This window comes from Bittarella massiliensis (ex Durand et al. 2017), assembly GCF_017566145.1.
Taxonomy (GTDB): Bacteria; Bacillota; Clostridia; order Oscillospirales; family Ruminococcaceae; genus Bittarella; species Bittarella massiliensis_A.
Window position 1 is genome coordinate 45,608 of record NZ_JABFCL010000002.1, and the last position, 24,107, is coordinate 69,714.

At 61.5% G+C, this 24,107-nt stretch carries 28 protein-coding genes; 17 read left to right on the forward strand and 11 right to left on the reverse strand.

The window, feature by feature from the left end; genetic code table 11:
* Positions 1-4 precede the first annotated feature (4 nt).
* From HJY11_RS02460 to HJY11_RS02475, 4 genes are all read left to right on the forward strand, one after another.
* Positions 5-847 carry an ATP-binding cassette domain-containing protein gene (locus HJY11_RS02460; RefSeq protein WP_208074503.1) on the forward strand — a complete coding sequence of 281 codons (843 nt, stop codon included), beginning with the start codon at positions 5-7 and terminating at the stop codon, positions 845-847.
* 15 nt (positions 848-862) lie between these two features.
* Entirely contained in the window at positions 863-1,498 is a 636-nt protein-coding gene (locus HJY11_RS02465; RefSeq protein ID WP_208074504.1) for a hypothetical protein, read from the forward strand.
* A gap of 89 nt (positions 1,499-1,587) precedes the next feature.
* On the forward strand, positions 1,588-2,544 hold the full coding sequence (locus HJY11_RS02470) for an ROK family protein (RefSeq protein WP_208074505.1): 957 nt from the start codon (positions 1,588-1,590) through the stop codon (positions 2,542-2,544).
* 102 nt (positions 2,545-2,646) lie between these two features.
* A complete protein-coding gene (locus tag HJY11_RS02475) occupies positions 2,647-4,149 on the forward strand; it encodes a DUF1846 domain-containing protein (protein WP_208074506.1) in 1,503 nt (500 codons plus the stop codon).
* Between the two features lie 56 nt (positions 4,150-4,205).
* Here the strand turns inward: HJY11_RS02475 and HJY11_RS02480 are convergent, their stop codons facing one another.
* The 5 genes from HJY11_RS02480 to HJY11_RS02500 form a co-directional block, all read right to left on the reverse strand.
* Complete coding sequence (locus HJY11_RS02480; protein ID WP_208074507.1) at positions 4,206-5,114, reverse strand: NTP transferase domain-containing protein; 909 nt, start codon at positions 5,112-5,114, stop codon at positions 4,206-4,208.
* A 20-nt stretch (positions 5,115-5,134) separates the two neighbouring features.
* Positions 5,135-6,727, reverse strand: coding sequence for an ABC transporter permease subunit (locus HJY11_RS02485; RefSeq protein WP_208074508.1), 1,593 nt, complete (start codon positions 6,725-6,727; stop codon positions 5,135-5,137).
* 4 nt (positions 6,728-6,731) lie between these two features.
* A complete protein-coding gene (locus tag HJY11_RS02490; protein ID WP_208074509.1) occupies positions 6,732-7,490 on the reverse strand; it encodes an ABC transporter ATP-binding protein in 759 nt (252 codons plus the stop codon).
* A gap of 27 nt (positions 7,491-7,517) precedes the next feature.
* Entirely contained in the window at positions 7,518-8,525 is a 1,008-nt protein-coding gene (locus HJY11_RS02495) for an extracellular solute-binding protein (RefSeq protein ID WP_208074510.1), read from the reverse strand.
* Positions 8,526-8,684: 159 nt separating this feature from the next.
* A complete protein-coding gene (locus HJY11_RS02500; RefSeq protein ID WP_368041529.1) occupies positions 8,685-9,371 on the reverse strand; it encodes a sugar transferase in 687 nt (228 codons plus the stop codon).
* A gap of 370 nt (positions 9,372-9,741) precedes the next feature.
* Between HJY11_RS02500 and spoIIID the strand changes: the two genes are divergently transcribed.
* A complete protein-coding gene (gene spoIIID, locus HJY11_RS02505) occupies positions 9,742-10,002 on the forward strand; it encodes a sporulation transcriptional regulator SpoIIID (protein ID WP_208074511.1) in 261 nt (86 codons plus the stop codon).
* A gap of 120 nt (positions 10,003-10,122) precedes the next feature.
* On the opposite strand, the gene HJY11_RS02510 is transcribed toward spoIIID, so the two are convergent.
* Entirely contained in the window at positions 10,123-10,878 is a 756-nt protein-coding gene (locus HJY11_RS02510; RefSeq protein ID WP_208074512.1) for a M23 family metallopeptidase, read from the reverse strand.
* 146 nt (positions 10,879-11,024) lie between these two features.
* Positions 11,025-11,615 carry a hypothetical protein gene (locus HJY11_RS02515; protein ID WP_208074513.1) on the reverse strand — a complete coding sequence of 197 codons (591 nt, stop codon included), beginning with the start codon at positions 11,613-11,615 and terminating at the stop codon, positions 11,025-11,027.
* 165 nt (positions 11,616-11,780) lie between these two features.
* Here HJY11_RS02515 and spoVAC point away from each other — a divergent pair, with 165 nt between their 5' ends.
* The 3 genes from spoVAC to spoVAE are packed head-to-tail and all read left to right on the forward strand — an operon-like array spanning position 11,781 to position 13,666.
* The gene (gene spoVAC / locus HJY11_RS02520) at positions 11,781-12,227 is read left to right on the forward strand and encodes a stage V sporulation protein AC (protein WP_208074514.1); all 447 of its coding nucleotides are present in this window, start codon (positions 11,781-11,783) and stop codon (positions 12,225-12,227) included.
* 19 nt (positions 12,228-12,246) lie between these two features.
* A complete protein-coding gene (spoVAD, locus tag HJY11_RS02525; protein ID WP_208074515.1) occupies positions 12,247-13,308 on the forward strand; it encodes a stage V sporulation protein AD in 1,062 nt (353 codons plus the stop codon).
* A gap of 1 nt (position 13,309) precedes the next feature.
* A complete protein-coding gene (gene spoVAE, locus HJY11_RS02530; RefSeq protein ID WP_208074516.1) occupies positions 13,310-13,666 on the forward strand; it encodes a stage V sporulation protein AE in 357 nt (118 codons plus the stop codon).
* A 166-nt stretch (positions 13,667-13,832) separates the two neighbouring features.
* Here spoVAE and rpsT read toward each other — a convergent pair whose 3' ends face one another.
* Complete coding sequence (rpsT, locus tag HJY11_RS02535; protein ID WP_021659505.1) at positions 13,833-14,093, reverse strand: 30S ribosomal protein S20; 261 nt, start codon at positions 14,091-14,093, stop codon at positions 13,833-13,835.
* Between the two features lie 134 nt (positions 14,094-14,227).
* On the opposite strand from rpsT, the gene gpr reads away from it, so the two are divergent.
* The 6 genes from gpr to hemW all read left to right on the forward strand — a co-directional run bounded on the left by gpr (position 14,228) and on the right by hemW (position 20,244).
* Positions 14,228-15,082 carry a GPR endopeptidase gene (gene gpr, locus HJY11_RS02540; protein WP_208074517.1) on the forward strand — a complete coding sequence of 285 codons (855 nt, stop codon included), beginning with the start codon at positions 14,228-14,230 and terminating at the stop codon, positions 15,080-15,082.
* Positions 15,083-15,165: 83 nt separating this feature from the next.
* Complete coding sequence (spoIIP, locus tag HJY11_RS02545; protein ID WP_208074518.1) at positions 15,166-16,269, forward strand: stage II sporulation protein P; 1,104 nt, start codon at positions 15,166-15,168, stop codon at positions 16,267-16,269.
* Positions 16,270-16,307: 38 nt separating this feature from the next.
* Positions 16,308-16,535, forward strand: coding sequence for a hypothetical protein (locus HJY11_RS02550; RefSeq protein ID WP_208074519.1), 228 nt, complete (start codon positions 16,308-16,310; stop codon positions 16,533-16,535).
* A 299-nt stretch (positions 16,536-16,834) separates the two neighbouring features.
* Positions 16,835-18,646 carry a translation elongation factor 4 gene (gene lepA / locus HJY11_RS02555; RefSeq protein ID WP_208074520.1) on the forward strand — a complete coding sequence of 604 codons (1,812 nt, stop codon included), beginning with the start codon at positions 16,835-16,837 and terminating at the stop codon, positions 18,644-18,646.
* A gap of 73 nt (positions 18,647-18,719) precedes the next feature.
* Positions 18,720-19,130, forward strand: coding sequence for a DUF3795 domain-containing protein (locus HJY11_RS02560; RefSeq protein ID WP_208074521.1), 411 nt, complete (start codon positions 18,720-18,722; stop codon positions 19,128-19,130).
* Positions 19,131-19,146: 16 nt separating this feature from the next.
* A complete protein-coding gene (gene hemW, locus HJY11_RS02565; protein WP_208074522.1) occupies positions 19,147-20,244 on the forward strand; it encodes a radical SAM family heme chaperone HemW in 1,098 nt (365 codons plus the stop codon).
* 57 nt (positions 20,245-20,301) lie between these two features.
* On the opposite strand, the gene HJY11_RS02570 is transcribed toward hemW, so the two are convergent.
* From HJY11_RS02570 to HJY11_RS02580, 3 genes are all read right to left on the reverse strand, one after another.
* Entirely contained in the window at positions 20,302-20,847 is a 546-nt protein-coding gene (locus HJY11_RS02570) for a hypothetical protein (RefSeq protein ID WP_208074523.1), read from the reverse strand.
* A gap of 15 nt (positions 20,848-20,862) precedes the next feature.
* Positions 20,863-21,216, reverse strand: coding sequence for an arsenate reductase family protein (locus HJY11_RS02575; protein WP_208074524.1), 354 nt, complete (start codon positions 21,214-21,216; stop codon positions 20,863-20,865).
* Positions 21,217-21,494: 278 nt separating this feature from the next.
* The gene (locus HJY11_RS02580; RefSeq protein WP_208074525.1) at positions 21,495-21,707 is read right to left on the reverse strand and encodes a helix-turn-helix domain-containing protein; all 213 of its coding nucleotides are present in this window, start codon (positions 21,705-21,707) and stop codon (positions 21,495-21,497) included.
* Between the two features lie 118 nt (positions 21,708-21,825).
* On the opposite strand from HJY11_RS02580, the gene HJY11_RS02585 reads away from it, so the two are divergent.
* The 3 genes from HJY11_RS02585 to grpE all read left to right on the forward strand — a co-directional run bounded on the left by HJY11_RS02585 (position 21,826) and on the right by grpE (position 24,080).
* On the forward strand, positions 21,826-22,149 hold the full coding sequence (locus HJY11_RS02585) for a hypothetical protein (protein ID WP_208074526.1): 324 nt from the start codon (positions 21,826-21,828) through the stop codon (positions 22,147-22,149).
* 274 nt (positions 22,150-22,423) lie between these two features.
* A complete protein-coding gene (gene hrcA, locus HJY11_RS02590) occupies positions 22,424-23,446 on the forward strand; it encodes a heat-inducible transcriptional repressor HrcA (protein ID WP_208074527.1) in 1,023 nt (340 codons plus the stop codon).
* Positions 23,439-24,080 carry a nucleotide exchange factor GrpE gene (gene grpE / locus HJY11_RS02595; RefSeq protein ID WP_243764143.1) on the forward strand — a complete coding sequence of 214 codons (642 nt, stop codon included), beginning with the start codon at positions 23,439-23,441 and terminating at the stop codon, positions 24,078-24,080. The genes hrcA and grpE overlap by 8 nt, the downstream gene beginning before the upstream one ends.
* The last annotated feature ends 27 nt before the right edge of the window (positions 24,081-24,107 follow it).

Here is a 24,107-nt window from a genome sequence, read left to right on the forward strand (position 1 = left end):
TGCCATGTTGGAAATGAAGGCCGTGCAGAAGAGCTTTAAGAAGAAAATGGTCCTCAAGGGGATCGACTGTGAGATCGGCGAGGGGGTATACGGCCTCCTGGGCCCCAACGGCGCGGGGAAGACCACGCTGATGCGCTGTGTCGTCGGCCTGTACAGCCTGCAGGGGGGGCAGATCCTCTTCGATGGAAAGGACGTGGCGAAAAATGGCGACCTGCTGGCCCACATCGGCTACCTGCCCCAGAAGTTCGGCCTTTTTAAAGAGTTGAAGGTCTACCACATGATGGAGTACTTCGCCACCCTCAAAAACATCCCCAAAGAAGAGCAGCGCCCCGCGATTGAGAAGAGCCTGGAGATCGTCAATCTCAGCGAGCGGATGGGGGACCGGGTGGGCGCCCTGTCCGGCGGGATGATCCGCCGGCTGGGCATTGCCCAGGCGGTGCTGGGGGAGCCGGAGGTGATCCTCTTCGACGAGCCGACAGCGGGGCTGGACCCGGAGGAGCGAATGCGCTTTAAAAACATCATCGCCGCCATCAAAAAGGGGCGCACCATCTTGATTTCCACCCATATCGTAGAGGATGTCGAGGCGGTCTGCGACCACATCTTGGTGATGGACAACGGCCAGATCATTGGCGCCGGCACCGACAGCCAGGTGCGGGCGGCGGCGCAGGGCAAGGTCTACCTGATACCGGAGCGGGAAAAGCTGCCCGACGGCAGCTATATTGAAAAGCGCCTTGAGGGGGAGGAGGGCGTTCTCCTGCGCATCCTGTCCCCTGTCCCTCTTGCTGGGGCGCGAGAGGCGGCGCCCACGGTCGAGGACGGGTACATGTCGATGATCAAGCGAATTTGACGGGGAGGGGATTGTGTGATCCGCCTAGTCTACCTTCGGTTTCGCGCCATGGGAAAGCTGTATTTTGTCGTGCCTGCCGGGCTGTTTATCCTGCTGCCGGCCCTCTGCTGGCTGGCCTACCAGCAGCCCGGAAATTCGGCCTATTTAGATGTGGGAGACTACCTGGAGCAGCTGGGAACACTGCTCTGCGTCTGGTGGCCCTGTGCGGCATTGAAAGAGGACATGGAGGGCGACGGCAACGAGCTGCTGTTTCTGTACATGGGCAAAAAGGGGCGCAGGCCGGTCTGTGATTTGGCCAATATCGGCTGGTATCTGCTCCATTTTTGGCTGGTCGGCGCGGCGCTTTTACTGATAGATGGGCGCTACGGGATGTTTCTCCTTCGCACAACGGGGCAGATCGTGTTTGTGTGGAGCGTCTGCTATCTTCTGATCGGCCTGCTGCGATCCACCGCCATCCCCCTGATGTTGTCTGTGGGCTACTTTTTGGGCGGGCACTTGATAGAGGCCGACCTGCGGGGGAAGCTGACGATTTTTGAGCCGGCGTTTCAGGTCACCTGGCAGCTGGTGCAGCAAAAGACAACGGCGCTTCTCTGCATCGGACTGGTTTTCTCTGCCCTGGCCCTCGCCCTTATGAGACGCCCTGTCAAATAGATGAGAGATGAGCTTTTTCACATTGGGTTGTGAAGAAGCTCTTTTTTCTCTATAATAGAGGAAAAGACAAGGGAAAGGGCGGAGACGACATGGCCTACTACGTGGGGATCGACCTGGGGGGAACCAACATTGTGGCGGGGGTGGTGGATGAGGGCTGCCAAATTCTCGCCAAGGCAGAGACCAAGACGAGGGCGCCCCGCCCGGCAGAGGAGGTCTGCGCCGACATGGCGGCGGTCTACCGCCAGGCGCTGGCGGCGGCCGGCCTCGCAGAGGGGGAGATCGCCTGGATCGGGGTGGGCTCCCCCGGGGTGATCGACAAGGCGGCCGGCCGGGTGGAACTGGCGGCAAATCTGGGCTTTCAGGGCGCGCCGGTGCGCCAGCTGCTGCAGGCGCTCACCGGCAAGCCGGTCTACCTGGACAACGACGCCAACGCCGCCGCCTACGGCGAGTTTCTGGCCGGGGTGGGCCGGGACGCCGCCAGCCTGGTGATGATCACCATCGGCACCGGCATCGGCGGGGGGATCATCCTGGACGGGAAGATCTGGTCGGGCTTTCGCTATGGCGGGGCCGAGCTGGGGCACATGGTCATCCGCTCTGGGGGGAGACCGTGCACCTGTGGCCGGGTGGGCTGCATGGAGGCCTACTGTTCTGCCACCGGCCTCATCCAGACCACCCGTGAGACCATGGAGAAATCGCCCGATTCCCTCCTCTGGCAGGTCAGCGGCGGGCTGGACGGGGTGTCGGGGCGCACGGCCTTTCGGGCGGCCGATCAGGGCGACGCGGCGGCCCAGGCGGTGCTCGAGCGCTATATTGACGACTTCGCCTGCGGGGTGGCCAATGTCATCAACCTCCTTCAGCCCGAGGTGATCGCCATCGGCGGCGGCATCTCTCGGGAGGGGGAGCGGCTGGTGGGCCCCATCCGGGAGCGGGCGCTGAAAGTGGTGATGTCCCGCCACTCCCCGCAGAACACCCGCATCCTCCCCGCGGCGTTGGGAAACGACGCCGGGATCATCGGCGCGGCCTTCCTGGGCAGGGAGGGGCAATAGGAAAAAAGGCGGTTTCGACGGTGCGATACCGCCTTTACTTTTGTGTGGGCCGATGATAGAATAGACAGCGTGAGTGCAAAAATGACGGAGGGGAGACGGGCCATGAAACAGGGGTTTGACCACGAGAAATACCTGCGGGAACAGTCGGAATTTATTTTGGAGCGGGTCAACAGCTGCGAGAAACTCTATTTGGAGTTTGGCGGCAAGTTGATGGAGGACATGCACGCCAAGCGGGTGCTGCCGGGGTATGACCCCAACGCCAAGCTGAAGCTGCTGGAGAAGATGAAGGACCAGGTGGAGGTGGTCATCTGTGTCTACGCCGGCGACATTGAGCGCAACAAGGTGCGGGCGGATTTCAACATCACCTACGACATGGAGGTGTTCCGCCTCATCGACGATCTGCGCTCCTACCAGCTGGACATCAACAGCGTGGTCATCACCCGCTACGAGCAGCAGCCGGCGGCCACCCAGTTCATGAACAAGCTCAACCGCCGGGGGATCAAGACCTACATCCACCGGGCCACCAAGGGCTATCCCACCGATGTGGACACCATCGTCAGCGACGAGGGGTACGGCGCCAACCCCTATATCGAGACCCAAAAGCCCATTGTGGTGGTCACCGGCCCCGGGCCGGGCAGCGGCAAGTTGGCCACCTGTCTCTCCCAGCTCTACCACGACTACCGCCGGGGACAGCCCGCCAGCTATTCCAAGTTCGAGACCTTCCCCGTCTGGAACGTCCCCTTAAAACACCCCCTCAACGTGGCCTACGAGGCCGCCACCGTGGACCTGAAGGACGTGAACATGATCGACTCCTTCCACTACGACGCCTATGGCGTGTTGGCGGTCAACTACAACCGGGACATGGAGATGTTCCCGGTCATCAGCCGGATCATCGAAAAGATCACCGGCAGCCAGCTCTACCGCTCCCCCACCGATATGGGGGTCAACCGGGTGGGCTTTGGCATCACCAACGACGAGGTGGTGAAGGAGGCCTCCCGTCAGGAGATCATCCGCCGCTACTTCAAGACCGCCTGTGAGTACAAAAAGGGGACCCTCGACCAGGAGACCTTCCACCGGATGGACGCCATCATGAAGGCGGCCAACCTCAAGCCGGAGGACCGCACAGTGGTGGTGGGGGCCCGCAAGTACGGGGCCCTGAAAAATGACGGTCTGCCCGAGGGGGAGAGCTGTTCGGTGGCCGCCATCGAGCTGGCCGACGGCAAGATCATCACCGGCAAGTCCAGCGAGATGATGAGCGGGTCGGCGGCGGCCGTCCTCAACGCCATCAAGTACCTGGCCCACCTGGCCGACGAGATTCACCTCCTCTCCCCCATGATCTTGCAGCCCATCATCAACCTCAAGAGGGGGACCCTCCACAGCCGGCGCACCACCCTCAGCTGCGAGGAGATTCTCATGGCCCTAAGCGTCTGCGCCGCCACCAACCCGGTGGCCCAGGCCGCGCTGGACAAGCTCTCCCTCCTGCGGGGGTGCCAGGCCCACACCACCGCCATCCTGAGCCAGAGCGACGAGCAGGTCTACAAAAAACTGGGGATGGACGTGACCAGCGACCCCGAGTTCCCCTCCGAAAACCTCTATTACATGTGAGGCAAAAGAGAAAGAGCCCCGGCAGACAGTGTCTGTCTGGGGCTCTTTTTGCGCGGCTACATGTTGTAGACCGGGTCGATCTGTTTGAGTTCGTTGAAGGTGTCGATCTCGACGATGTCCCCCTCAAAGCAGGGGCGGACATCGACGGCGTAGTTTTTGGAGAAGACCCGCAGGGCGACCTCGTCCCAGTATTTCTCCTTGCCGCCGGGCATCTGAAAAGTCTCTTCCAGGTCGTGGCAGAGCTGGGCGCCGTCCTTTTGGTCCCAGTAGGAGATGCCGTACATGTGGTAGCAGTCGCGCCCTCCCACCATCAGCTGGCGTATTTTGCCCCGCTTGACCTCAAAGCACCAGTCGTCGGTATACTCTTTAAACATCCCCAAATAGTTGGAGGAGTACTCGTACTTGCGAATCAGCCGGGGGTTGCTCAACAGCAGGTCGGCCTCGCAGACATAGGCATTTTGCAGCAGGTCTTTGGCCAGGTAGGCCGAGGAGATGTTGTTGGACTCGTTGAAGAGGGGGTTGTAGACAAAGCGAATCTGGGGGTATTTGTGCAGCAGGCTGTCAAACTGTTCCCACAGGTAGCCCCGCACCACCACGATCTCGGGGATGCCCGCCTCGACGATGGCGTCCAGCAGGGTTTCGATGATCATCTTCCCGTGGACGCGAACCAGGGGTTTGGGGGTGTTGAGGGTGATGGGGACCATCCGCGAACCGAACCCGGCGGCGATGATGACGGCGCGCTTGACCCGGTAGGGCTCCAGCGCCTCCATCCCCAACTTGGTGATCTGCAGCTCCTTTTTGTCGGTCTGGCGAACCAGCCCCATCTCCCCCAACTCGGCCAGGGATTTGTTGACCATCCCCAAGGAGAGGGAGGTGTCGTCTGCGATCTTTCGCTGGGGCAGCTTTTGCCCCCCCTCCCGCTCGATGTAGGAGAGGATTTCAAACTCGTTTTTTTTGATGTTCATGAACAGCGTTCCTTTATTTTTTACTTGGCGTATTGGCGCTTGCAGTACGATTTTACCAGAGAGATGATCCCTTTTGCAACAACATTCGACAAGAGAATGACCAGGGAGGTGAAGGCAGCGGCCTCAAACATCATGCTGCTCTCCATCTGGTTGATCATCAGGGAGAGGGGCATGGTCTGGGAGCTGTACAGAAAGGCCACGGCGGAGATGGTGATCATCGAGTTGACAAAGAAGTAGCCGAACATCTCGGCAATGGTGTCCAGGGTGCAGGGGACAAAGACGTCCCAGAGCAGTCGCACCCGGCCGATCCCCAGGGTTTTGCCCACGTCCTCAAAGTTGGGGTTGAGCTTTTTCATGGCGTTGTGGGCCATCATGTAGGGGGAGGAGAAGAAGTGGATGATGTTGACAAACACCAAGATGAGCAGGGTGCCCTTTAAAAAGCTGTCGCTAAAGCAGATGACATACCCCAGGCCCAAAACAATGCCGGGAATGGCCAGGGAGGCGATGGCGGTCAGGTGGAGCACCTTGGCGACAAGGGCGTTTTTGGTGCGGGCGGTGGTGTAGGCGGTGATGTAGCCCACCGCGGTGCCGATGGCCGCCACCGGCAGGGAGATGATGAGGGAATTGCGGAAGTAGCCCCCCATTCCCCGGGAAAAGACCGTCTGAATGTGCGACCAGGTGAAGGTCAGGTCGTAGGGGTACTTGGTGAGGAAGGTCATGACGGCAAACGAGCCGATGACCAGCAGCACAAAGCCGATGACCAGGGCGCAGAAGACCCCCAAAAGGGTATCCCGCAGCCGGTTTTTCTTGATGTGCAGCCGCTTGGTGGCAAAGCCCAGGCCCTCGCTCTCCTTTTTTCGCAGGTCCAGCAAAAAGGTGATGACCGCCGGCAGAAGGAGGATAAAGCCGATAAAGGCCCCCTTGGAGAAGTTGAGCAGGCCGATGACCTCGGTGTAGAGGTAGACCGGCAGGGTCATAAAGCGGCCGCCCACCGCCAGGGGGACGCCGTAGTCGGTAAAGACCATGGTGAAGACCGCAAAGACGGCGGAGACGAGGGGGCGCTTCATGTAGTACATGGTGACGGTAAAAAAACGGTTGACCGGGGGAACCCCCAGCACCTCCGCCGCCTCATAGGGGGTGGCGTCTACGTATTGCATGGCGTCTGAGAGCATCAAAAAGGCCACGGGAAAGGAGTAGAGGATAGAGCCCAAAAGGATGCCGGTGAACCCGTAGAGACCGCTCTCCACCCCCAACAGCTTGGTGAAGAGACCGTTGTAGCCAAAGAGGTTGGTGAGCCCCAGCCCGTGGGAGATGGAGGGGATGAGCATGGGCAGGGTGGCCAGTACGGTGATGAGCCGTTTGCAGGGGATGCGGCTGCGGTTGACCGCCAGGGCCAGTAGATAGGCGATCAACACCGAAGCAACGGTGGCCGCCAGGGTGACCGACAGGGAGTTGAGGACGGTCTTCCCAAACTGTGGGTTTTTGAGGATGCCGCCGATGGCGCTGAGCTTGACCTTGCTGAACATGGCGGCCAGGGGAAGAAAGACGGTGACGGCGAAAAAGGCGATCAACAGGAATTTGACCGATTTGGAAAACACGCGACTCTTTGCCATATCCCTACACCCCGGTGCTCTCCTGGATGGAGCGGATCTTCTCCTCCAGGTGGACGGTCACAAAGTTGTGAACAAAGTCGTTGGCGGGGTGGTGGTAGACCTCTTTCGGGGTGTCCAGCTGCAGGATCTTGCCGCCCTCCATCACCATGATGCGCTCGGACATGGAGAAGGCCTCCTCCTGGTCGTGGGTGACGTAGATCATGGTGATCCCGAACTTGGATTGAATGTCTTTGATCTCCCGCCGCAGGGTGAGGCGGTTGGCGGCGTCCAGGGCAGACATGGGCTCGTCGAAGAGGACGATGTCGGGGCTGAGAGCCAGGGTGCGGGCGATGGCCACCCGCTGCTGCTGGCCGCCCGAGAGCTTGTGCGGCTTTTTGTTCAGCTGTTCGCCGAGGCCCACCTTCTCGATGATGTCCAGGGCAATATCGCGGGCGTGTTCCCGCCTGGCCGGGTCAAATTTCAGGGCGTACATGACATTTTGCAGGACGGTCATGTTGGGGAACAGGGCGTAGTTTTGAAAGACGATCCCCATCCCCCGGTCGGAGGGGTGGGCCGAAGAGATGTTCTTTCCATCCTTGTAAATGGTTCCCCCGTCAAACCCCTCAATGCCGATGAGGATGCGCAGCAGGGTGGTTTTCCCGCAGCCGGACGCCCCCAAGATGGAGAGAAACTCGCCGTCGTTGACGGCAAAGCTGATGTCTTCCAGCACCGGCTTGCCGCCGAATGACTTGGACAGGTGTTCAATGGACAGTTTGATTCCCATAGCAATTCCTCTTTTTCTTCTCTTTGTTTACGAGTAATACCACCCGTCCAGCAGCTCCATCTTGAGGGCCGAATCGGCGATGGTGGCCATGTTGCCGGAGGGGAGATCGGCGGGGTAGTTGGGCAGTTTCAGCTCCTGGTCTTTGAGAATTTTGCCGGGGCTGAAATAGGCTTTGTCATAGGGGGAGAACTCCTCGTTGAGAAAGCGAAAGACCGCCTGTACGTCAGGGTTTGTCTCGCGCCCCTTGATGATGCCAAAACTGGTGGTGTTGTAGGGCGTTCCCTCCGCGGGGGCGATGATCTTGAGGGGGGCTCCCTTGGTGATCTGCTCGGCGGCCTGAAAGACCATGCCCAGGCCGATGGCGGCCTCTCCCTGGTTGAGCACCTTGATGGGGCCCGACCCCGACTGGGTGAACTGGCGGATGTTGAGCTGCATCCGGTCCACATAGGACATGGCTTCTTGAGAGCCCATATCGTTATACCACTGATTTAGGAACATATAGCCGGTGCTGGAAGTTTTGGGGTTGGGCATGATGATTTGATTTTTGTAGATGGGATTGCAGAGGTCTTGATAGCTGTGGGGTTCGGGAAGTCCCTTTTCCGCCAAGACCTCGGTGTTGACAATAAAGGCGCCCTCAAATTTCTCCCAGATGAGGTAGCGGGGGTCGGCGTCGTTGACCCCGGGCAGATACTGGTCGGTGGAGATGTCGATGGCGCTCAGGTCTGCCAGGGAGTCGCTGATTTGCTCGATCGAGGCGGTCTCCATTCCCAGTACAATGTCGGCCTCGGTATTGGTGCCCTCTGCCTTGATCTTGGCGGCGCTGTTGCCGGTGGCGATCTGCTGCACAGTGACCTTCAGGTCGGGAAACTTCTCCTTGAGCTGTTTTTCCAGTTCGATGCTGCGGTAATCCTCCATGGAGGAATAGATGACAACACCCGATTTGACAGACGTATTTGAACGCCCACACCCTGTCAACGGAAGCAGACAGAGGGAGAGCGCACAGCACAAAATCCCTGCTCGCTTGAGTAAACGCAAAACAAAATCCCCCTAAATCGTTCAGTTTCTACATAATACTACGTGTTCATGAACGATTCAAGGGGGTTTGTGAAATTGTTCAAAATTTTATGAGTTGCGCCACTATTTGGACGGGCAAACAGAAGGGATTCGACATTTTTCGCAAGTGCGGTAAAGAAATTAGGAGACCCGCTTTTGGGAAACAGATTCCTCCTGTGCAGGGGTGTCGGAGGCGGCCACCTCGTCCCCCTCGGCGTAGTTTTTGCGGGTAAAGACCACATAGACGGTCATAAAGAGAATTTTTAGGTCCTGCCAGAGGGAGAAGTGGCGCAGGTACTCGCAGTCCATGGCCACCTTTTTGTCGTCGTCCACCAGGTCGCGGCCGTTGGTTTGGGCAAGGCCGGTAATCCCCGGGCGCAGCTGGTAGACCCCAAAGCGGTGGCGCAGCTGGTGGGTGTAGGCCTCGGTCACCACCAGAGGGCGGGGGCCGACCAAACTCATGTCACCCCGCAGCACATTCCACAGCTGGGGCAGCTCGTCAAGGCTGGTGCGGCGCAGCACCTTGCCCACCCCAGTGATGTACTCGGTGGCGTTTTTCAGCTCTGCCGTGGCCACATTTTTGGGCGCTTCGGTGCTCATAGAGCGGAATTTATAGACGCAAAAAACCTTCCCGTCCTTTCCCACCCGTTTCTGGCGGAAGATGGCGGGTCCCCTGGAATCGAGCTTGACCGCCAGCGCGGTGAGCAGTAGCAGCGGACTGAGGAGAACCAGGGCCACAGCCGAGAGAAGGACGTCCAGCAAGCGCTTGATCGCCGCATACACGCGCGCAGCGGGGGTGAGCCGCAGGGATTGTGTAGCCGAAAACACAGGCGCGGACGGGATTCCTTGCAAGCCGGATTCCTGCGCGAGATTTTCAGTGTTGTTCATAGGAAAACCCCCAACCAAATAAAACCAAACTGATTTACAAATTATGGTTTTTCGTTCACCAAAAAATTCTGTAAAAAAGGCACAAAAAGCCACTCGGTTTTTGGCCAAATAGGCTCTTTTTGTGCCGGCTAAAGGGTGCTTTTTTTAGAACGAAAACGCATACGATCTTCTTCTCCAACATTATACCGTAAAGGCTTTTTTTCGTCAAATGGGAGAATTCGACGGCTTCGGGAATGATTGTATCCGCCCGGGCATAGAGATGTACCAATATCGACGCGACGGCCGACGGGAGCCGTGAGAGGGTGAGTGCGTGAAGGGGAATGTGGAAGAGCGGGCCATCTCGCTGGGCAATTTTATTGTGGAGAACAAGACGACGGTGCGGCATGCGGCCAAGGCCTTTGGGGTGAGCAAGTCCACGGTGCACAAGGATGTGTCCGACCGGCTGAAAAAGCTCAACCCCGCTCTCTGCCGGGAGGTCAAAAAGGTGCTGGAGAAAAACAAGCAGGAGCGGCATATCCGGGGGGGCCTTGCCACCCGGCACAAATATCAGGCATTAAAAGAGGAGGAGTGACCCTCCCCCGCCTTGCGGCAAAAAAGGAGAGGCCCGTCGGTAGACGGGCCTCTCCTTTTTTGAAAAGATGGAATGATTCGCTGTTTTCTGTGCACAAAAAATAGCGGGGGACAGCCGGAGTTATTTGGAGAAATAAGCTGCGGGGTCCACGTAAGCGCCGTCTTTTTTGAGCTCAAAGTGCAGGTGGGTGCCCAGCTTGCTCTCCCCGGGGATGGACTGGGCCACCGTGCCGATGACGTCGCCGCTCTTGAGGGTCTGCCCCTCTTTGACGGTGACCTTCTGGGCCAGGGACTTGTAGATGCCGGTGGCGCCGCCCTCAAACTGAATTTCTACCACAGTGCCCCAGATGTCGTCGTCCCGCACCGCGGTCACCTTGCCGTTTTGGCAGGCCTTGACCTGTGCCCCGGCCTCGGCCTTGATGTCGATGCCGTTGTGGGTGCGCCAGTCGCCCAGGGTCTGGTCTTTGACCACCTTGCCGTCAGAAAAGGGGTTAACGGTCTCGCCAGAGATGGGCGAGACAAAGACCCCATTGGACGCAGTCTGCTGCGACGCGGGTTCGCTTTGCTGCGCGGCAGAAGCGGGCGAGGAAGAAGAGCCCTGTCCCTGCGAGGACGAGGTACTTTGCGAATTCGACGCGGCGGAGGACGACTTGGGTTGAGAGGTCACCGGTTTTTCCACCACCTCTGTATCGGATGAGTCCCATGAAGGCACCTCCTGGTTGATTTGACTTTGGGGGTCGCCGCCCTGAACGGCGTTTTGGATCAGCGCCCAGGAGGCCAGTCCGGCCCCCAGCAGACAGACCGCCAGAGCGACGTAGAACCCCTTGCCCCGAAGCCATTTTTTCAGGCGGGGCTGGTTGTAGCGTGGGTTTTGCATGTTTTTCACCTCCGCCAGTAGTCTTGACAGCCGGGCGGCGAGATATGCGCCTGCCGGCGGGTTGTTTCGCGCCCGCCCCGCGCCAAAAAAGCGCGCAAAAAACCGCCCCTCTCACAGAAGAGAGGGGCGGCATGGGTGTTGGTTTGCTATTTCACCTCGTCGCGGGGAACCACTTCCAGGGTGTGGCAGATGGCGTCGAGCACCTCAAAGTGCGCCTTGTAGTGCTCGGGGTCGCCGTTGAGGTAGAGGACGTAGAAGTTTTTCTCATCCTCTAAATAATAGATGCGGCTGGCCACCTTTTTGCCGTCCTTTTCGGTGTCGATGTCGTAGCCCTTGGCGGCGTCAAAATTTTCAAAGGTGAACTCCTGCAGGTCGCCGAAGGTGGAGTACTTGTGCAGGTATTCCAGCCCGTTGGCGTAGTACAGTTCGATAAACTGGTCCAGCGTCTTGACGCTGCGCTCGGTGAACATCTCGTCGTCCTTGCGGTAGCGGACGATCTGCAGATTGACCTGCTCGTCGATCCAGTCGAGGCCGATGGTGTTTTTCTCCACGCTGGAGAGCTGCTGAAAGTGCTCCTGATAGGCGACGCGCATATAGCCGTCGGCGCTGGTGAAGTAGCCGCTGCCGTCGTAGTCAAAATAGGTGTCGCCGCAGCCGGTGAGCAGCCCCAGGGCGCAGAGTGTGACCGCCGCGATGGCGGCAAACCGGCCCAGGCGGGTGCGAAGGTGTTTTTTCATGGAACCTGTTTCCCCCTTGTAAGACATCCAGAGAACCGCCTTTCCGGCGGCCCGGCGGGCGCGCTTGCCCGCGCTATTGTTACATTGTAGCATATTTTGCCACAAAAACAAGCGGCATAAATCCCCAAGCGGCAAGAAACACTATCGCAAAGGGAGGAATGCCAAATGCAACTGTCCAATATGGAATACGACAAAATGGTCAAAAAGTATTCGCCGGGCAGCAGTCTCTTCAAGGACTGTGTCTGGGCGTTTGTGGTGGGCGGGGCCATCTGCACCCTGGGCCAGGCGCTCATCGGCCTTTACGGCTACTGGGGGGCGGACAAGCTCACCGCCGCCACCCTCACCTCGGTGAGCCTGGTCTTTTTGAGCGCCCTGCTCACCGGCCTGAGTCTCTACGACAAGATTGCCAACCGCGCCGGTGCCGGCACCCTGGTGCCTATCACCGGCTTTGCCAACGCCGTGGTCAGCCCCGCCCTGGAGTTTAAAAGCGAGGGGATGGTGCTGGGACTGGGGGCCAAGCTCTTTGTCATCTCGGGGCCGGTCATCGTCTACGGGGTCTCGGCGGCGGTGATCTACGGGGTGATCTACTACCTGATGGGCCTGGTTGCCTGATGCGTTGGGAGGAGAGAAGATGATCAAGAAAATCGGCCAGAGGACCCTGGCCATGGAATCCGCCCCGACCCTCATTCAATGGGCGTCGGTGGCGGGCAAGCGGGAGATGGAGGGCCCCCTCTCGCAGGAGTTCGACTTTGTGACCGGGGACACCAGCTTCGGCGAAAAGACCTGGGAGAAGGCCGAGAGCGCCATTCAGAAAAAGGCGGTCGCCCTGGCGCTGGAAAAGGCGGGGCTGCAAAACAGCGACATCGACTACGTCTTTGCTGGGGACCTGCTCAACCAGTGCATTGCCTCCAGCTTTGGTCTGCGGGAATTCGGCATCCCCCTCATCGGCCTCTACGGGGCCTGTTCCACCATGGCCGAGAGCCTGTCCCTGGCCAGCATCTTCGCTGCCAGCGGCTGTGCCGACCGCTGTGCAGCGGTGGCCTCATCCCATTTTTGCACCGCCGAGCGGCAGTTTCGCCTGCCGCTGGAGTACGGCGGCCAGCGCACCCCCACCGCCCAGTGGACCGCCACCGCCGGCGGCTGTGTGGTGGTGGCGGCCCCAGGGCAGGGGAATGGGCCCCGGGTCCGGCACGTGACCATCGGCAAGATCGTCGATTTGGGGGTCACCGACGCCAACAACATGGGCGCCGCCATGGCCCCTGCGGCGGCCGACACCATCAAGGCCTATCTGGAGGACACCGGCACCGCCCCCACCGACTACCAGCTGATTTTGACCGGCGACCTGGGACAGGTGGGCAGCTCCATCCTCTACGATCTGCTGGCGCTGGACCAGATCGACATCGCCCCGGTGCACAACGACTGCGGGCTGCTGCTCTACGACCGGCAGAGCCAGGACGTCAAGGCCGGCGGCTCGGGCTGCGGCTGTTCGGCGGCGGTCCTCTGCTCCCTCATCCTGGGCAAGTTTGCCCGGGGAGAGCTGGACAACATCCTCTTCATCGCCACCGGCGCCCTCCTCTCCACCACCAGTTCCGCCCAGGGGGAGAGTGTTCCCGGCATCGCCCACCTGGTGCACATCTCGGCGGACAGGGATCAGCCCACCGGCAAACCCGCTGCTCGGAAAGGGGGGAAATAAGATGGAATACCTGAAATCCTTTGTGGTCGGCGGCCTGCTCTGCGTCATCGGCCAGATCCTGGTGGACAAGACCAAATTGACCCCCGCCCGCATCCTGGTGGGGTTTGTGGTGGTCGGCGTGGCGCTGGGGGCCCTGGGTCTCTACCAGCCCCTGGCCGATTTTGCCGGGGCCGGGGCCACCGTCCCCCTGTCGGGTTTTGGCAACCTGCTGGCCAAGGGCACCAAAGAGGCTGTGGACAGCCAGGGCCTGTTGGGAGCCCTCACCGGCCCCCTGACAGCCGGCGCAGCGGGGATCACCGCCGCCATGTTCTTCGGCCTGCTGGTGGCCCTCATCTTCAAACCCAAGGACAAGGCCTGATTTTGCACCGAGAGCGCCGGCCCCCCTCTCCCCGCCCTTGCAAAGGGGGGAGAGGGGAACCGGCGCTCTTTGGAGAAGCGGGAGCAGAAGAGTTGTGAAAGAGGCAATAAAAAAAGCAGACCCCCCGAGAGGACTGCTTTTGCGTCACACACTAAAAAGAGACTTATTAGGCGCTGGCGTTCAGTTTGCGAGCGAGGCTGGATTTTTTCCTGGCAGCGCAGTTCTTGTGAAGAATGCCCTTGGTCACGGCCATATCAATCTTCTTGATGGCGTTGCCAACGACCTCCGCTTTGTTCTCGCTGTTCTTCTCCAAGGCAATCTCGGCAGACTTGATGCTGGAACGCAGAGCGGACTTGATCATCTTGTTGCGCAGGTTTTTGGCCTCGTTGACTTTGACTCTCTTCTTAGCTGACTTGATGTTAGGCATAATCGCACCTCCTTCGCATGGAATCGTACAAGTTATCTTAGCATTTTTGTCGCGGGATTGCAAGGATTTTTTTGAAAAAATCTCGATTTCGCGCCGTCTGGGGCAAGTCCCCGTCCAAAAGGAGTGATCAGCAGATGGATATTCGCACCGATCTGGCCATCGAGTGGCTGGACATGGCCGCCGGTCTCGGCCCCGACGACTGGCAGCAGGAGGAGACCGTCGAGGGGGGGATCACCCTCTCCACCACCCGCATCCGCACCCGGGCGGCGGCCGAGCGCATCGGCAAGCCGGTGGGGCAGTACCTCACCGCCAGTTTTTCAAATCTCCTCCACGACGCCGGGCAGAACGCCGCCCTGGCAGAGCTGCTGGGGGATCGGCTGAAGCGCCTTCTGCCCGAAAAGGGAGGCGTGCTGGTTTTGGGTCTGGGAAACCCGTCCATCACCCCCGACGCGGTGGGCCCCCGCACAGTGGAGGGGGTGATGGCGACGCGGCACATCGGCCCGGCCTTGGAAAAGGCCATGGGCATCTCCTTCCGGCCGGTGTCCGCCCTGGCGCCGGGGGTGTTGGGGCAGACGGGGGTGGAGGTGCAGGAGATCGCCCGCGCCCTGGTGCGGGACACCGCCCCGGCAGCCCTGGTGGTGATCGACGCCCTGGCGGCCAAGGCCACCCAGCGACTGGGACGGACCGTGCAGCTCTCAGACGCGGGGATCGTGCCCGGCTCGGGGGTGGGCAACGCCCGCAGCGAGCTCTCCCAAAACACCCTGGGCATCCCGGTCATCGCCATGGGGGTGCCGACGGTGGTGGACGTAGGTACCCTGGTGCGGGAGTACACCCAGGAGAACATCGAGGAGGAGCGCTCCCGGATGATGGTCACCAGCAAGGAGATCGACCAGATCATCGCCCGCACCTCCAAGGTGCTGGCCCTGGCGGTCAATCGGGCCCTGCAGCCCCACCTCTCGGCCGAGGACATCGCCCTGCTCACCGACTAGGGGCGAATGGGTGGAGGCTTGGCCGGTCATACTGGTGAAGGGGGCGCCATATACTGTACCAACAGACGTGTAGGAGGTGCAGCATGGCGCGCAGTAGGACAAGAACTCCTCCCAAAAGGCGGGGGCCGAAACGGTGGAAGATGGGGTTGGCGGCCTGCACGGTGGTGCTGGCCGTCTGCTATGCCAATTTGGGCAAAATCCTCACCCTCTGGCAGGAGCTGACCGCCCAAAACCGGGCCATCGTCCAGTCGCTGGAGGGGGGCGTCCCCTCGGAGGAGAGCGGCGAGGGGGGCGCGGTGCTGGAAAAGGGGGAGAGCTGGACCGATTTTTCCGCCCTGCTGCCCCAGACCACCGCCCCCGCGGACACCCCGCCAGAGGGAACCCAAAAACCCGAAGGGGCCATGCCCACCGAGGCGGTGGACCTGGCGGTGCAAAGCGGCGTCAACTACCAATCGGCCTACATCAAAAACAAGACCAGCCTCTCGGACGGACAGATCGCCGAACTGCTGGGCACCGGGCCGGGGGCCAAGATCGAGCTGGGCAGCGACCAGCCCCAGGTGCTGATCGTCCACACCCACGCCACCGAGAGCTACGAGCCCTACGACCTGGGCTACTACGACCCAGAGGCCAGCTCCCGCAACACCGACAACGCCCAGAACGTCACCCGGGTGGGGGAGGAGATCGCCCGCCAGCTCAACGCCGTCGGCATCAAGACGGTGCAGGACAAAACCCAGCACGACTATCCCCAGTACACCGGGGCCTACGACCGCTCTCGGGAGACCATACAGAGCTACCTCGAAAAGTACCCCAGCATCCAGGTGGTGCTGGACGTGCACCGGGATGCCATTCAGTATTCCGACGGCACCCGGGCCAAACCCACCGCCGTCATCGACGGGAAGAAGGCCGCCCAGGTGATGTTCATCGTGGGCTGCAACAGCGACAAGACCCCCATCCCCGGATACGAAAAAAACCTTCGCTTTGCCGCCAACTTGCAGTCTAGCCTCGCCCAGCGCTACGACGGCTTCATGCGCCCCATCCTCTTTGACTACCGCTTTTACAACCAGGACCTGGCTCCGGCCTGCATCCTCATCGAGGTGGGGGGGCACGGCAACAGCCTGGGGGAGGCGGTCTACTCGGGCCAGCTCATCGGCAAAGGGATGGCCGAATACCTCAAGACCCTGGCTTGAGCGCCAGGGCGGACGGAAAAGAAAAAGGAGAATTTGCTGTGCGCGCAACCAGAAAGTATGCGGCCGCCTTTGTCTTCACCCTGGCGGCGCTGATGGTGGCCCTGGCCATGGGGGTGGCCTATCTCAACACCTACCGCATGGTGCACGGGGCGGTGTCCATCCCCCAAATTGACGCGACCCCCTATATAAAGGAAGGAGCTGCCCTCCTCTGGAAGGTCGCCCCTTCGGGGCTGCGGCTGCTCATTGCTGCCCTTTTTCAATTGTGAACGCCCGCCCCTCGGCCTGCCGGGGGGTGTCTTTTTGGCAAAAAAGACACCGGTGGCGTTGCCTGGGCTCCCCCGGCCGTGGTATAATAGCCGCAAAACGGCTATGATGATGGCCAGGCAGATGCGCAAACTCCGTTTGCTCCCTGCCCCGTGGCCAAATGCCGCCGCGCACGCCGCGCTGGCGGCATTGTAGCCGCATTGTGAGCGCCGCCCCGCTGTTCGCCCAAAGGGCAGGGGCGGTGCTCACCGATTGACATTGACGCGTCGGCCGGGGTCGGCCGACGGACAGGGGGACATCCATGAGCTATCGCGACAACATCCGCAACTTCTCCATCATCGCCCACATCGACCACGGCAAGTCCACCCTTGCCGACCGGCTGCTGGAAGCCACCGCGTCGGTGGCCCAGCGGGAGATGAGCCAGCAGCTGCTGGACAACATGGATTTGGAGCGGGAGAGGGGGATCACCATCAAGGCCCGGGCGGTCAAGCTGGACTACCGGGCCGAGGATGGACAGGTTTATACCCTCAACCTCATCGACACTCCGGGGCATGTGGATTTTAGCTACGAGGTCTCCCGCTCTCTGGCCGCCTGCGAGGGGGCCATTTTGGTGGTGGACGCCACCCAGGGCATCGAGGCCCAGACCCTGGCCAACACCTACCTGGCCCTGGAACACGATTTGGAAATCCTCCCGGTCATCAACAAGATCGACCTGCCCTCCGCCGATGTGGAGCGGGTGGGAAAGGAGATCGAGAACTTCATCGGCATCGACGCCGGCGAGGCGCCGGCGGTCTCGGCCAAGATGGGGACCAACATCGAGGCGGTGCTCCGCCAGATCGTCAGGCTGATCCCCCCGCCCCAGGGAGACGAAGGCGCCCCTCTGCAGGCGCTGATCTTCGATTCCTTTTACGACAGCTACAAGGGGGTCATTGTCTACATCCGGGTCAAGGAGGGGGAGGTGCGCCCCGGCCAGCGCATCCGGATGATGGCCACCGGCGCCGAGTTCGACGTGGTGGAGGTGGGCTACCTGCGGGCCACCCAGATGGAGAAGTGCGACCGGCTGCGCGCCGGGGAGGTGGGCTATCTCACCGCCAGCATCAAAAATGTGCAGGACACCCAGGTGGGCGACACCGTCACCACCGCTGAGAACGGGGCGGCTGAACCCCTGCACGGCTACCGCCAGGTGCAGCCGATGGTCTTTTCCGGCCTCTACCCGGCCGACGGAGCCAAGTACAACGACCTGCGCGACGCGCTGGAAAAACTCAAGCTCAACGACGCCTCCCTCTCCTTTGAGGCGGAGACTTCGGCTGCCCTGGGCTTTGGCTTTCGCTGCGGCTTTTTGGGTCTTTTGCACATGGAGGTCATCCAGGAGCGGCTGGAGCGGGAGTTTGGCATGGACCTAGTCACCACCGCCCCCAGCGTGGTCTACAAGGTGGAGTTGACCGACGGCACCACCAAAGTCATCGACAACCCCATGGACTACCCCGACCCGGCCACCATCGCCCAGGCCTACGAGCCTTTTGTCAACGCCAGCATCTTCTCCCCGTCGGAGTATGTGGGCAACATCATGGAGCTGTGCCAGGAGAAGCGGGGCGTCTTTAAAAATATGGAGTACGTGGACGAAAACCGGGTGGACATCCGCTACGAGCTCCCCCTCAACGAGATCATCTACGACTTTTTTGACACCCTCAAGTCCCGCACCCGGGGCTACGCGTCGCTGGACTACGAGCTGTCGGGCTACCAGCCTTCCAAGCTGGTCAAGCTGGACATCCTCTTAAACGGCGAGGTAGTGGACGCCCTCTCCTTTATCGTCCACACCGACAAGGCCTATGCCCGCGCCCGGCGGATGACCGAGAAACTAAAGGAGCACATCCCCCGCCAGATGTTCGAGGTGCCCATTCAGGCGGCGGTGGGGGGGAAGATCATCGCCCGGGAGACGGTGCGGGCCCTGCGCAAGGACGTGCTGGCCAAGTGCTACGGCGGCGACATCACCCGCAAGAAAAAGCTGCTGGAAAAACAGAAAGAGGGCAAGAAGAGGATGCGCCAATTGGGCAGCGTGGAGGTCCCCCAGGAGGCCTTTATGGCGGTGCTCAAGCTCGACAGTGACGCCTAAAACGCCGTCTGGTCTGCCCGGAGCCCCGCACGATCTGCTGTGCGGGGCTCCGGCTGTAAAAGGGAGAAGAGAGATGAAGATGCCGTCCGCCATCCCCGAAGGGATGCTGGCGCCCTGTGGAATGAACTGCCTGGTCTGCTACAAGCACTGCCTCTCCCCCAGGCCCTGCGGGGGCTGCCGGGAGGGAGGGGGGCAGATGCCCACCCACTGCCGCCGCTGCGCCATCCGGGCCTGTGCCAAAGGGCAGGGGCTGCGCCTCTGCGCGGCCTGTCCCCAGTTTCCCTGCCAGCCGGTAAAGCGGCTGGACAGGAACTACCGCACCCGCTACGGAGTCAGCTTGCTTGAAAATGGCCGGGTGGCGGCAGAGGAGGGACCAGCCGCTCTGCTGCAAAGAGAGGCGCGCCGCTGGCGGTGTCCCGTCTGCAGCGGGGTGGTCTCCCTGCACGACGGGGTGTGCAGCGACTGCGGGGCGGAGAAGAGATGAGAGAGGAGGCGTGAGGATGGGGGACCGGCCGCTGGGGGTGTATCTGCACATCCCCTTTTGCAGGCGAAAGTGCAACTACTGCGCCTTCTATTCGGCCCCCGCCGGGGAGGCCGCCTGGGAGGAGTACACCGACGCCCTCTGCCGGCACATCGCCCTCTGGGGAGAGAACCTGGGGCGGCGGGCAGTGGACACCGTCTATTTCGGCGGCGGCACCCCCAGCCTGCTCTGGCGGCAGCTGCCCCGGGTGCTGGCACAGCTGGGGCGCTCTTTCCAGCTGGAGGCTGGGGCGGAGATATCCCTGGAGGCAAACCCCGGCACGGTGGGGCGGGAGGAGCTGCGGGCTCTGCGCCGGGCGGGGTTCAACCGCCTCTCTCTGGGGGTGCAGTCGGCAGTAGAGGGGGAGTTGCAGGCTTTGGGGCGGCTGCACACCGCCGCCGAGGCCATGACCTGTGTGGAGGCGGCGCGTGAAGCGGGGTTTGCCAACCTCTCGCTGGACTTTATGTTGGGGCTGCCCGACCAGAGCGAGGGGAGTCTGGCGCAGATGGAGGCCTTTGTCCGCCGGGCGGCGCCCCAGCACCTCTCGGCCTACATCTTAAAGGTGGAAGCCGGCACCCCCTTCGGGGAGATGGGGGAGGCGCTGCGGCTGCCCGACGACGACACCGCCGCCGACTTGTACGAGAGCTGCGTTGCCCGCCTCTCCGCCCTGGGCTACGGCCAGTACGAGGTGTCGAATTTTGCCCGGCCCGGCTTTGCCTGCCGCCACAACGAGAAGTACTGGAACCTGGAGGAGTACCTGGGCATTGGCCCGGCGGCCCACTCCCTGCTGGGGAACGCCCGCCTTTTCTACCCGGCCGACCGGGCGGCCTTTGTGGGCAGGGGGCTGGAACAGCTCCAGCGGGAGGGGACGCCCGACTGGGAGGAGTACGCCATGCTGCGGCTGCGCACCGCCGCCGGGCTGGACACCGGCCGTGCGGGGCTGCCCGCCGGGCTGTTGGAGCGGGCCCGGCCCTTTGAAAAGCCGGGGCTGCTGCACATTGACGGCCCGGTGATCCGGCTGACCCCCAAGGGATTTCTGGTCTCCACCCCCCTCATCGCCGAAATTTTGTACGGCTGAAAAAAGCGACCCGGCCAGTTGGCCGGGCCGCTTTCGCGTCGCAACAAAGGGAGGAGGTCACCCCTCTTCCTCGCTGGTGGTGTGAAATTGAACGGCCACCCCGGCGATGGCCAGGGCGATCCCCGCCAACAGCCCCCAGAGGGGATTTTCCAGCCCCAACAGGGGGAGGAGGCCCGCCCCCGCGCAGAGCCCGCCGCCGATGCCGGTGGAGAGGATGAGGGCGGGCCGCAGCAGTTTGAGGGAGAGAACCCCCGCCAGCAGCCCGGCGGCACAACCGGCCAGGGCCCCGACCCAGGGGGTGGGGATCAGGGCGTAGATCCCGCCGAAGGCGGCCAGAAAGCAGAGCAGAAAGACCCCGCCCCGGTAGATGCGGTAGGCCAACAGGGCTCCCGCCGCCCCCAACAGCAGAAGGCAGAGGAGAAAGAGCCACCCCTCAATGGAGAGAAGGGCGGCGATCCATCCCCCCAGGGCCGCGCCCAGGACAAAGCCCGCCAGAGAGATCCAGAATTTGCTCAGTTGAAACCCCAAAAAGCAGTCGGCCAGAGCCAGCAAAACGGTCAAGAGCGTCGGCCAGAGGGCGGTCAGAGCGGAAAAGTCAGGCATTGCAGATGCTCCTTTCTAGAGGGCGGCCTCCCATTCGGCGGGGCGAAAGCCCACCAGCACCCGCTCCCCCAAAAGCAGAATGGGGCGCTTGATGAGCATGCCGTTTGTGGCCAACAGGGCATACTGCTCCTCCTCGCTCATCCCGGGCAGCCGGTCCTTGATCTGCTCCTTTTTGTAGACGAGGCCGCTGGTGTTGAAAAACCGCTTTAGAGGCAGGCCGCTGCGGGCGTGCCACTGGGCCAGTTCGGCCGCGGTGGGGGTCTCCTCCACAATGTGGCGGGTCTCGCAGGCCACGCCGTGCTCATCGAGCCAGGCCTTGGCCTTTTGGCAGGTGGAACATTTGGGGTACCAAATCAGCAGTGCGTTCATTGACAAATTGCCTCCCGTCCGCCCCGGCTGCAGGCCGGGGCGCTGTTCATATTGTAAAAGAGGGGCGAGAACATGGGCCTTCGCTTCCCCCTCGGCGCGCCGCGGGGGCGCGTGATAGCAGCTGGAGTGCAGGCGGATGCCCCTGCCGTCTCGGCGCAATCTCCACCCGGCGGCGCGGCTCACACAAGTGCTGAGCGCGCAGTGGCATCTGCCTGGCCGTCCCCGGGTATAGTAGCCGTCGCACAGCTATTATACCACAGCGGGGGGCGGGAGGAGGGTCACCGCTTCTCCCCTGTCAGTCCCAACAGATAGTCGGCGCTGACGCCATAGTAGCGGCAGAGGGTGATGACATGGCGCACCGGCATCTCGTTGGCCCCCCGCTCGTAGCGGGCGTACATGGTCTGCGAGGTGCCCAGTACGGCGGCGATCTCCGCCTGGGTCTTGTCGTGATCCTCCCGCAGATCCCGCAACCGCTGCTGGTAGGGCGCCATGATGAGTCGTCCCCTCTCGTTTGGTGTTGAACTGGCAGCATTTTAGCATAGTAAAAATATTTACTATTGACTTTAGTACATATATTTACTAGAATGAGTAGAAAAGGCGGTGATATTCGTGGAAGAGGAGAGAAGGGACGAGAACTTGGCGGCCAAAATTGTGCGCAACTTTGCCTATCTCGATGCGGTCTGGAGTTTTCTCCTGGCCATCGCAGACGGGGCCAGCCTCTCGGCAGGCGGCCCACCGGTTCCCTTCACCGCCCGCTTTGCCGTCTTTTTGAACAGTTTCTGCGACGCCCTGGTAGGGGTCTTTCTCCTCTATGCAGTGGCCGAGGGGGTGCAGATTCTGCACGACATCCGCCGCGCCCAGCACCCCATCTCCCCTGAAAGCCGCCCCGGTGGGGACGGCCCGGGCAGAGGGGACGCCTCCCACCCCCTCTGAATTCCCTCGCCGTGCAAGGCGGCCCGCACCCCTTGAAAAGGGGGCCCTAGTGGCCCCTCTTTTTTTGTGCAAAAATGTCCCCGTTCAAAAGACGGGCGGGAAAACTATTGCCAATATGTAAATATTTATTTCGGTTCTTGACTTTTATTGACTTTGGGGGTAGACTGTATGTGTTGGCAGTCGAGAGGATCGACTGCTAAACGCAAAAACGGCGCTGCTTCGGCATTTGTCTCCCCTAAATGGGTGCCGCAGCCGCCAGAACGGGGGTGGGGAGATGTTGACGCCGAGACAGGGATTTGTACTTCAGTCCATCTGCGACCTCTACTCCGAGACCGGGGAGCCGGTCTCCAGCGGGGCCATTGCCAAGCTGGCGGGGGACGCCTTTTCCAGCGCCACCATCCGCAGTGAGATGGCCCGGCTAGAGGCCCTCGGCTGCGTCAAACAGCCCCACACCTCTGCCGGGCGCATCCCCACCGCCCAGGGGTACCGCTACTACATCAATCACCTGATGCCGCGGCGGGAGTTGCCGGTGGAGAAACAGCGGGAGATCGCCCGCTTTCTCCGCCAGGGGGTCAGGGATCCGGACATCCTCTTGACCCGGGCCAGTTCCCTTTTGGCCTACATGACAAACTACGCCGTTCTCGCCACCTCCCCCCAGCTCTCCGACCTGTCGATAGAGAAGCTGGAGGTGGTGGCCCTCACCCCCCAGACGCTGGCGCTGGTGGCCCTCACCAACAGCGGGTTGGTGCTCAACCAGGTCTGCCGGCTGGGTCTGCCGGCGGGGGAGCGGCAGCTGGAGAAGCTCTCGGGCTTCTGCCGCAAAAACCTCCTTCACCGGCCGCTGCACGAGGTGACGCTGCTGCGGGATGACTTCCTGCAGCGGGAGTTGGAGGGCGACTACCTCTGTTTGGCCCCTGCAGTGCAGCTGGTCTGCCGAATGTGCGCCGAGCTCTGCCGGGCCAAGGTGCATCTGGAGGGGCAGTCCAACCTCCTGCGCTACGCGGCGCCGGAACACGGCTACAACGCCTTCCTCGAACTGCTCAAAGAGACCGACACCCTGCTGCGGGCCGCCCCCAAGGAGGGGGGGAACGTGGCGGTGCTGCTGGGAGACGACCTGGACCAAGAGTTGGCGGGCACCACGTTGGTGAGCACCGGCTACCTCTTTGGGGACGAGCACACCGGTGTGCTGGGGATCATCGGCCCCCGGCATCTGGACTACACCAGGATTATCCCCCACCTGGCCTATTTTACCGATCTGCTGGGCAGAATTTTAAATGGAACCGACGGGGATGGATGAGGGATCTTCCCCTTCCGACCCAATAACAATAGAGAGGAGCTTGCAGGTGGAACCGGAAAAGAAGACGGCCCAGACCGAAGCTGAACAGACCGCCCCGGCGGAGGAGACCCCTCCCGTCACCCCCGAAAAAGAGGAGAAGGCGGTCGAGAAAAAGCCCAAAAAGCCCAAGAAGAACAAGGAAGTAGAGGCCCTGGAAGAACAGCTGGCCGGCTGCCGCCAGGAAAACAGCGACTTAAACGACCGGCTGCTGCGCCTAAGCGCTGAGTACGACAACTTCCGCAAGCGCTCCACCAAGGAGAAGGAGGGGATGTTCACCGACGGGGTGGCTTCCGCCCTCTCCCAGATGGTGGTGGTGCTGGACAATCTGGAGCGGGCGGTGGACGCCTGCCAGGAAGACAGCGACCTGAAGACCGGGGTGGAGATGACCCTCAAACAGTTCCGCGAGGTGCTGGAGAAGATGGGCGTCTCGGAGATCAACCCGGTGGGCGAACCCTTTGACGCCCAGCTGCACAACGCGGTGATGCACGTGGAGGACGAGACCCTGGGCGAGAGCCAGGTGGTGGAGGTCTTCCAAAAGGGCTATCTGCTGGGAGAGCGGGTCATCCGCTACGCCATGGTCAAGGTAGCCAACTGAAAAGCGATCCCGGGGCGGTGTCCGCCC

What these genes read in the sequence shown, in the direction of transcription:
- HJY11_RS02510 (WP_208074512.1), bottom strand. Translation starts at nt 10,878, where the DNA reads ATGCAAAACCCACGCTACAACCAGCCCCGCCTGAAAAAATGGCTTCGG.
- HJY11_RS02470 (WP_208074505.1), top strand. Translation starts at nt 1,588, where the DNA reads ATGGCCTACTACGTGGGGATCGACCTGGGGGGAACCAACATTGTGGCG.
- HJY11_RS02560 (WP_208074521.1), top strand. Translation starts at nt 18,720, where the DNA reads ATGAAGATGCCGTCCGCCATCCCCGAAGGGATGCTGGCGCCCTGTGGA.
- HJY11_RS02570 (WP_208074523.1), bottom strand. Translation starts at nt 20,847, where the DNA reads ATGCCTGACTTTTCCGCTCTGACCGCCCTCTGGCCGACGCTCTTGACC.
- HJY11_RS02475 (WP_208074506.1), top strand. Translation starts at nt 2,647, where the DNA reads ATGAAACAGGGGTTTGACCACGAGAAATACCTGCGGGAACAGTCGGAA.
- HJY11_RS02515 (WP_208074513.1), bottom strand. Translation starts at nt 11,615, where the DNA reads ATGAAAAAACACCTTCGCACCCGCCTGGGCCGGTTTGCCGCCATCGCG.
- grpE (WP_243764143.1), top strand. Translation starts at nt 23,439, where the DNA reads ATGGATGAGGGATCTTCCCCTTCCGACCCAATAACAATAGAGAGGAGC.
- HJY11_RS02580 (WP_208074525.1), bottom strand. Translation starts at nt 21,707, where the DNA reads ATGGCGCCCTACCAGCAGCGGTTGCGGGATCTGCGGGAGGATCACGAC.
- spoVAD (WP_208074515.1), top strand. Translation starts at nt 12,247, where the DNA reads ATGATCAAGAAAATCGGCCAGAGGACCCTGGCCATGGAATCCGCCCCG.
- HJY11_RS02575 (WP_208074524.1), bottom strand. Translation starts at nt 21,216, where the DNA reads ATGAACGCACTGCTGATTTGGTACCCCAAATGTTCCACCTGCCAAAAG.
- rpsT (WP_021659505.1), bottom strand. Translation starts at nt 14,093, where the DNA reads ATGCCTAACATCAAGTCAGCTAAGAAGAGAGTCAAAGTCAACGAGGCC.
- hrcA (WP_208074527.1), top strand. Translation starts at nt 22,424, where the DNA reads ATGTTGACGCCGAGACAGGGATTTGTACTTCAGTCCATCTGCGACCTC.
- HJY11_RS02490 (WP_208074509.1), bottom strand. Translation starts at nt 7,490, where the DNA reads ATGGGAATCAAACTGTCCATTGAACACCTGTCCAAGTCATTCGGCGGC.
- HJY11_RS02480 (WP_208074507.1), bottom strand. Translation starts at nt 5,114, where the DNA reads ATGAACATCAAAAAAAACGAGTTTGAAATCCTCTCCTACATCGAGCGG.
- hemW (WP_208074522.1), top strand. Translation starts at nt 19,147, where the DNA reads ATGGGGGACCGGCCGCTGGGGGTGTATCTGCACATCCCCTTTTGCAGG.
- spoVAC (WP_208074514.1), top strand. Translation starts at nt 11,781, where the DNA reads ATGCAACTGTCCAATATGGAATACGACAAAATGGTCAAAAAGTATTCG.
- spoIIP (WP_208074518.1), top strand. Translation starts at nt 15,166, where the DNA reads ATGGCGCGCAGTAGGACAAGAACTCCTCCCAAAAGGCGGGGGCCGAAA.
- spoVAE (WP_208074516.1), top strand. Translation starts at nt 13,310, where the DNA reads ATGGAATACCTGAAATCCTTTGTGGTCGGCGGCCTGCTCTGCGTCATC.
- gpr (WP_208074517.1), top strand. Translation starts at nt 14,228, where the DNA reads ATGGATATTCGCACCGATCTGGCCATCGAGTGGCTGGACATGGCCGCC.
- lepA (WP_208074520.1), top strand. Translation starts at nt 16,835, where the DNA reads ATGAGCTATCGCGACAACATCCGCAACTTCTCCATCATCGCCCACATC.
- HJY11_RS02460 (WP_208074503.1), top strand. Translation starts at nt 5, where the DNA reads ATGTTGGAAATGAAGGCCGTGCAGAAGAGCTTTAAGAAGAAAATGGTC.
- HJY11_RS02485 (WP_208074508.1), bottom strand. Translation starts at nt 6,727, where the DNA reads ATGGCAAAGAGTCGCGTGTTTTCCAAATCGGTCAAATTCCTGTTGATC.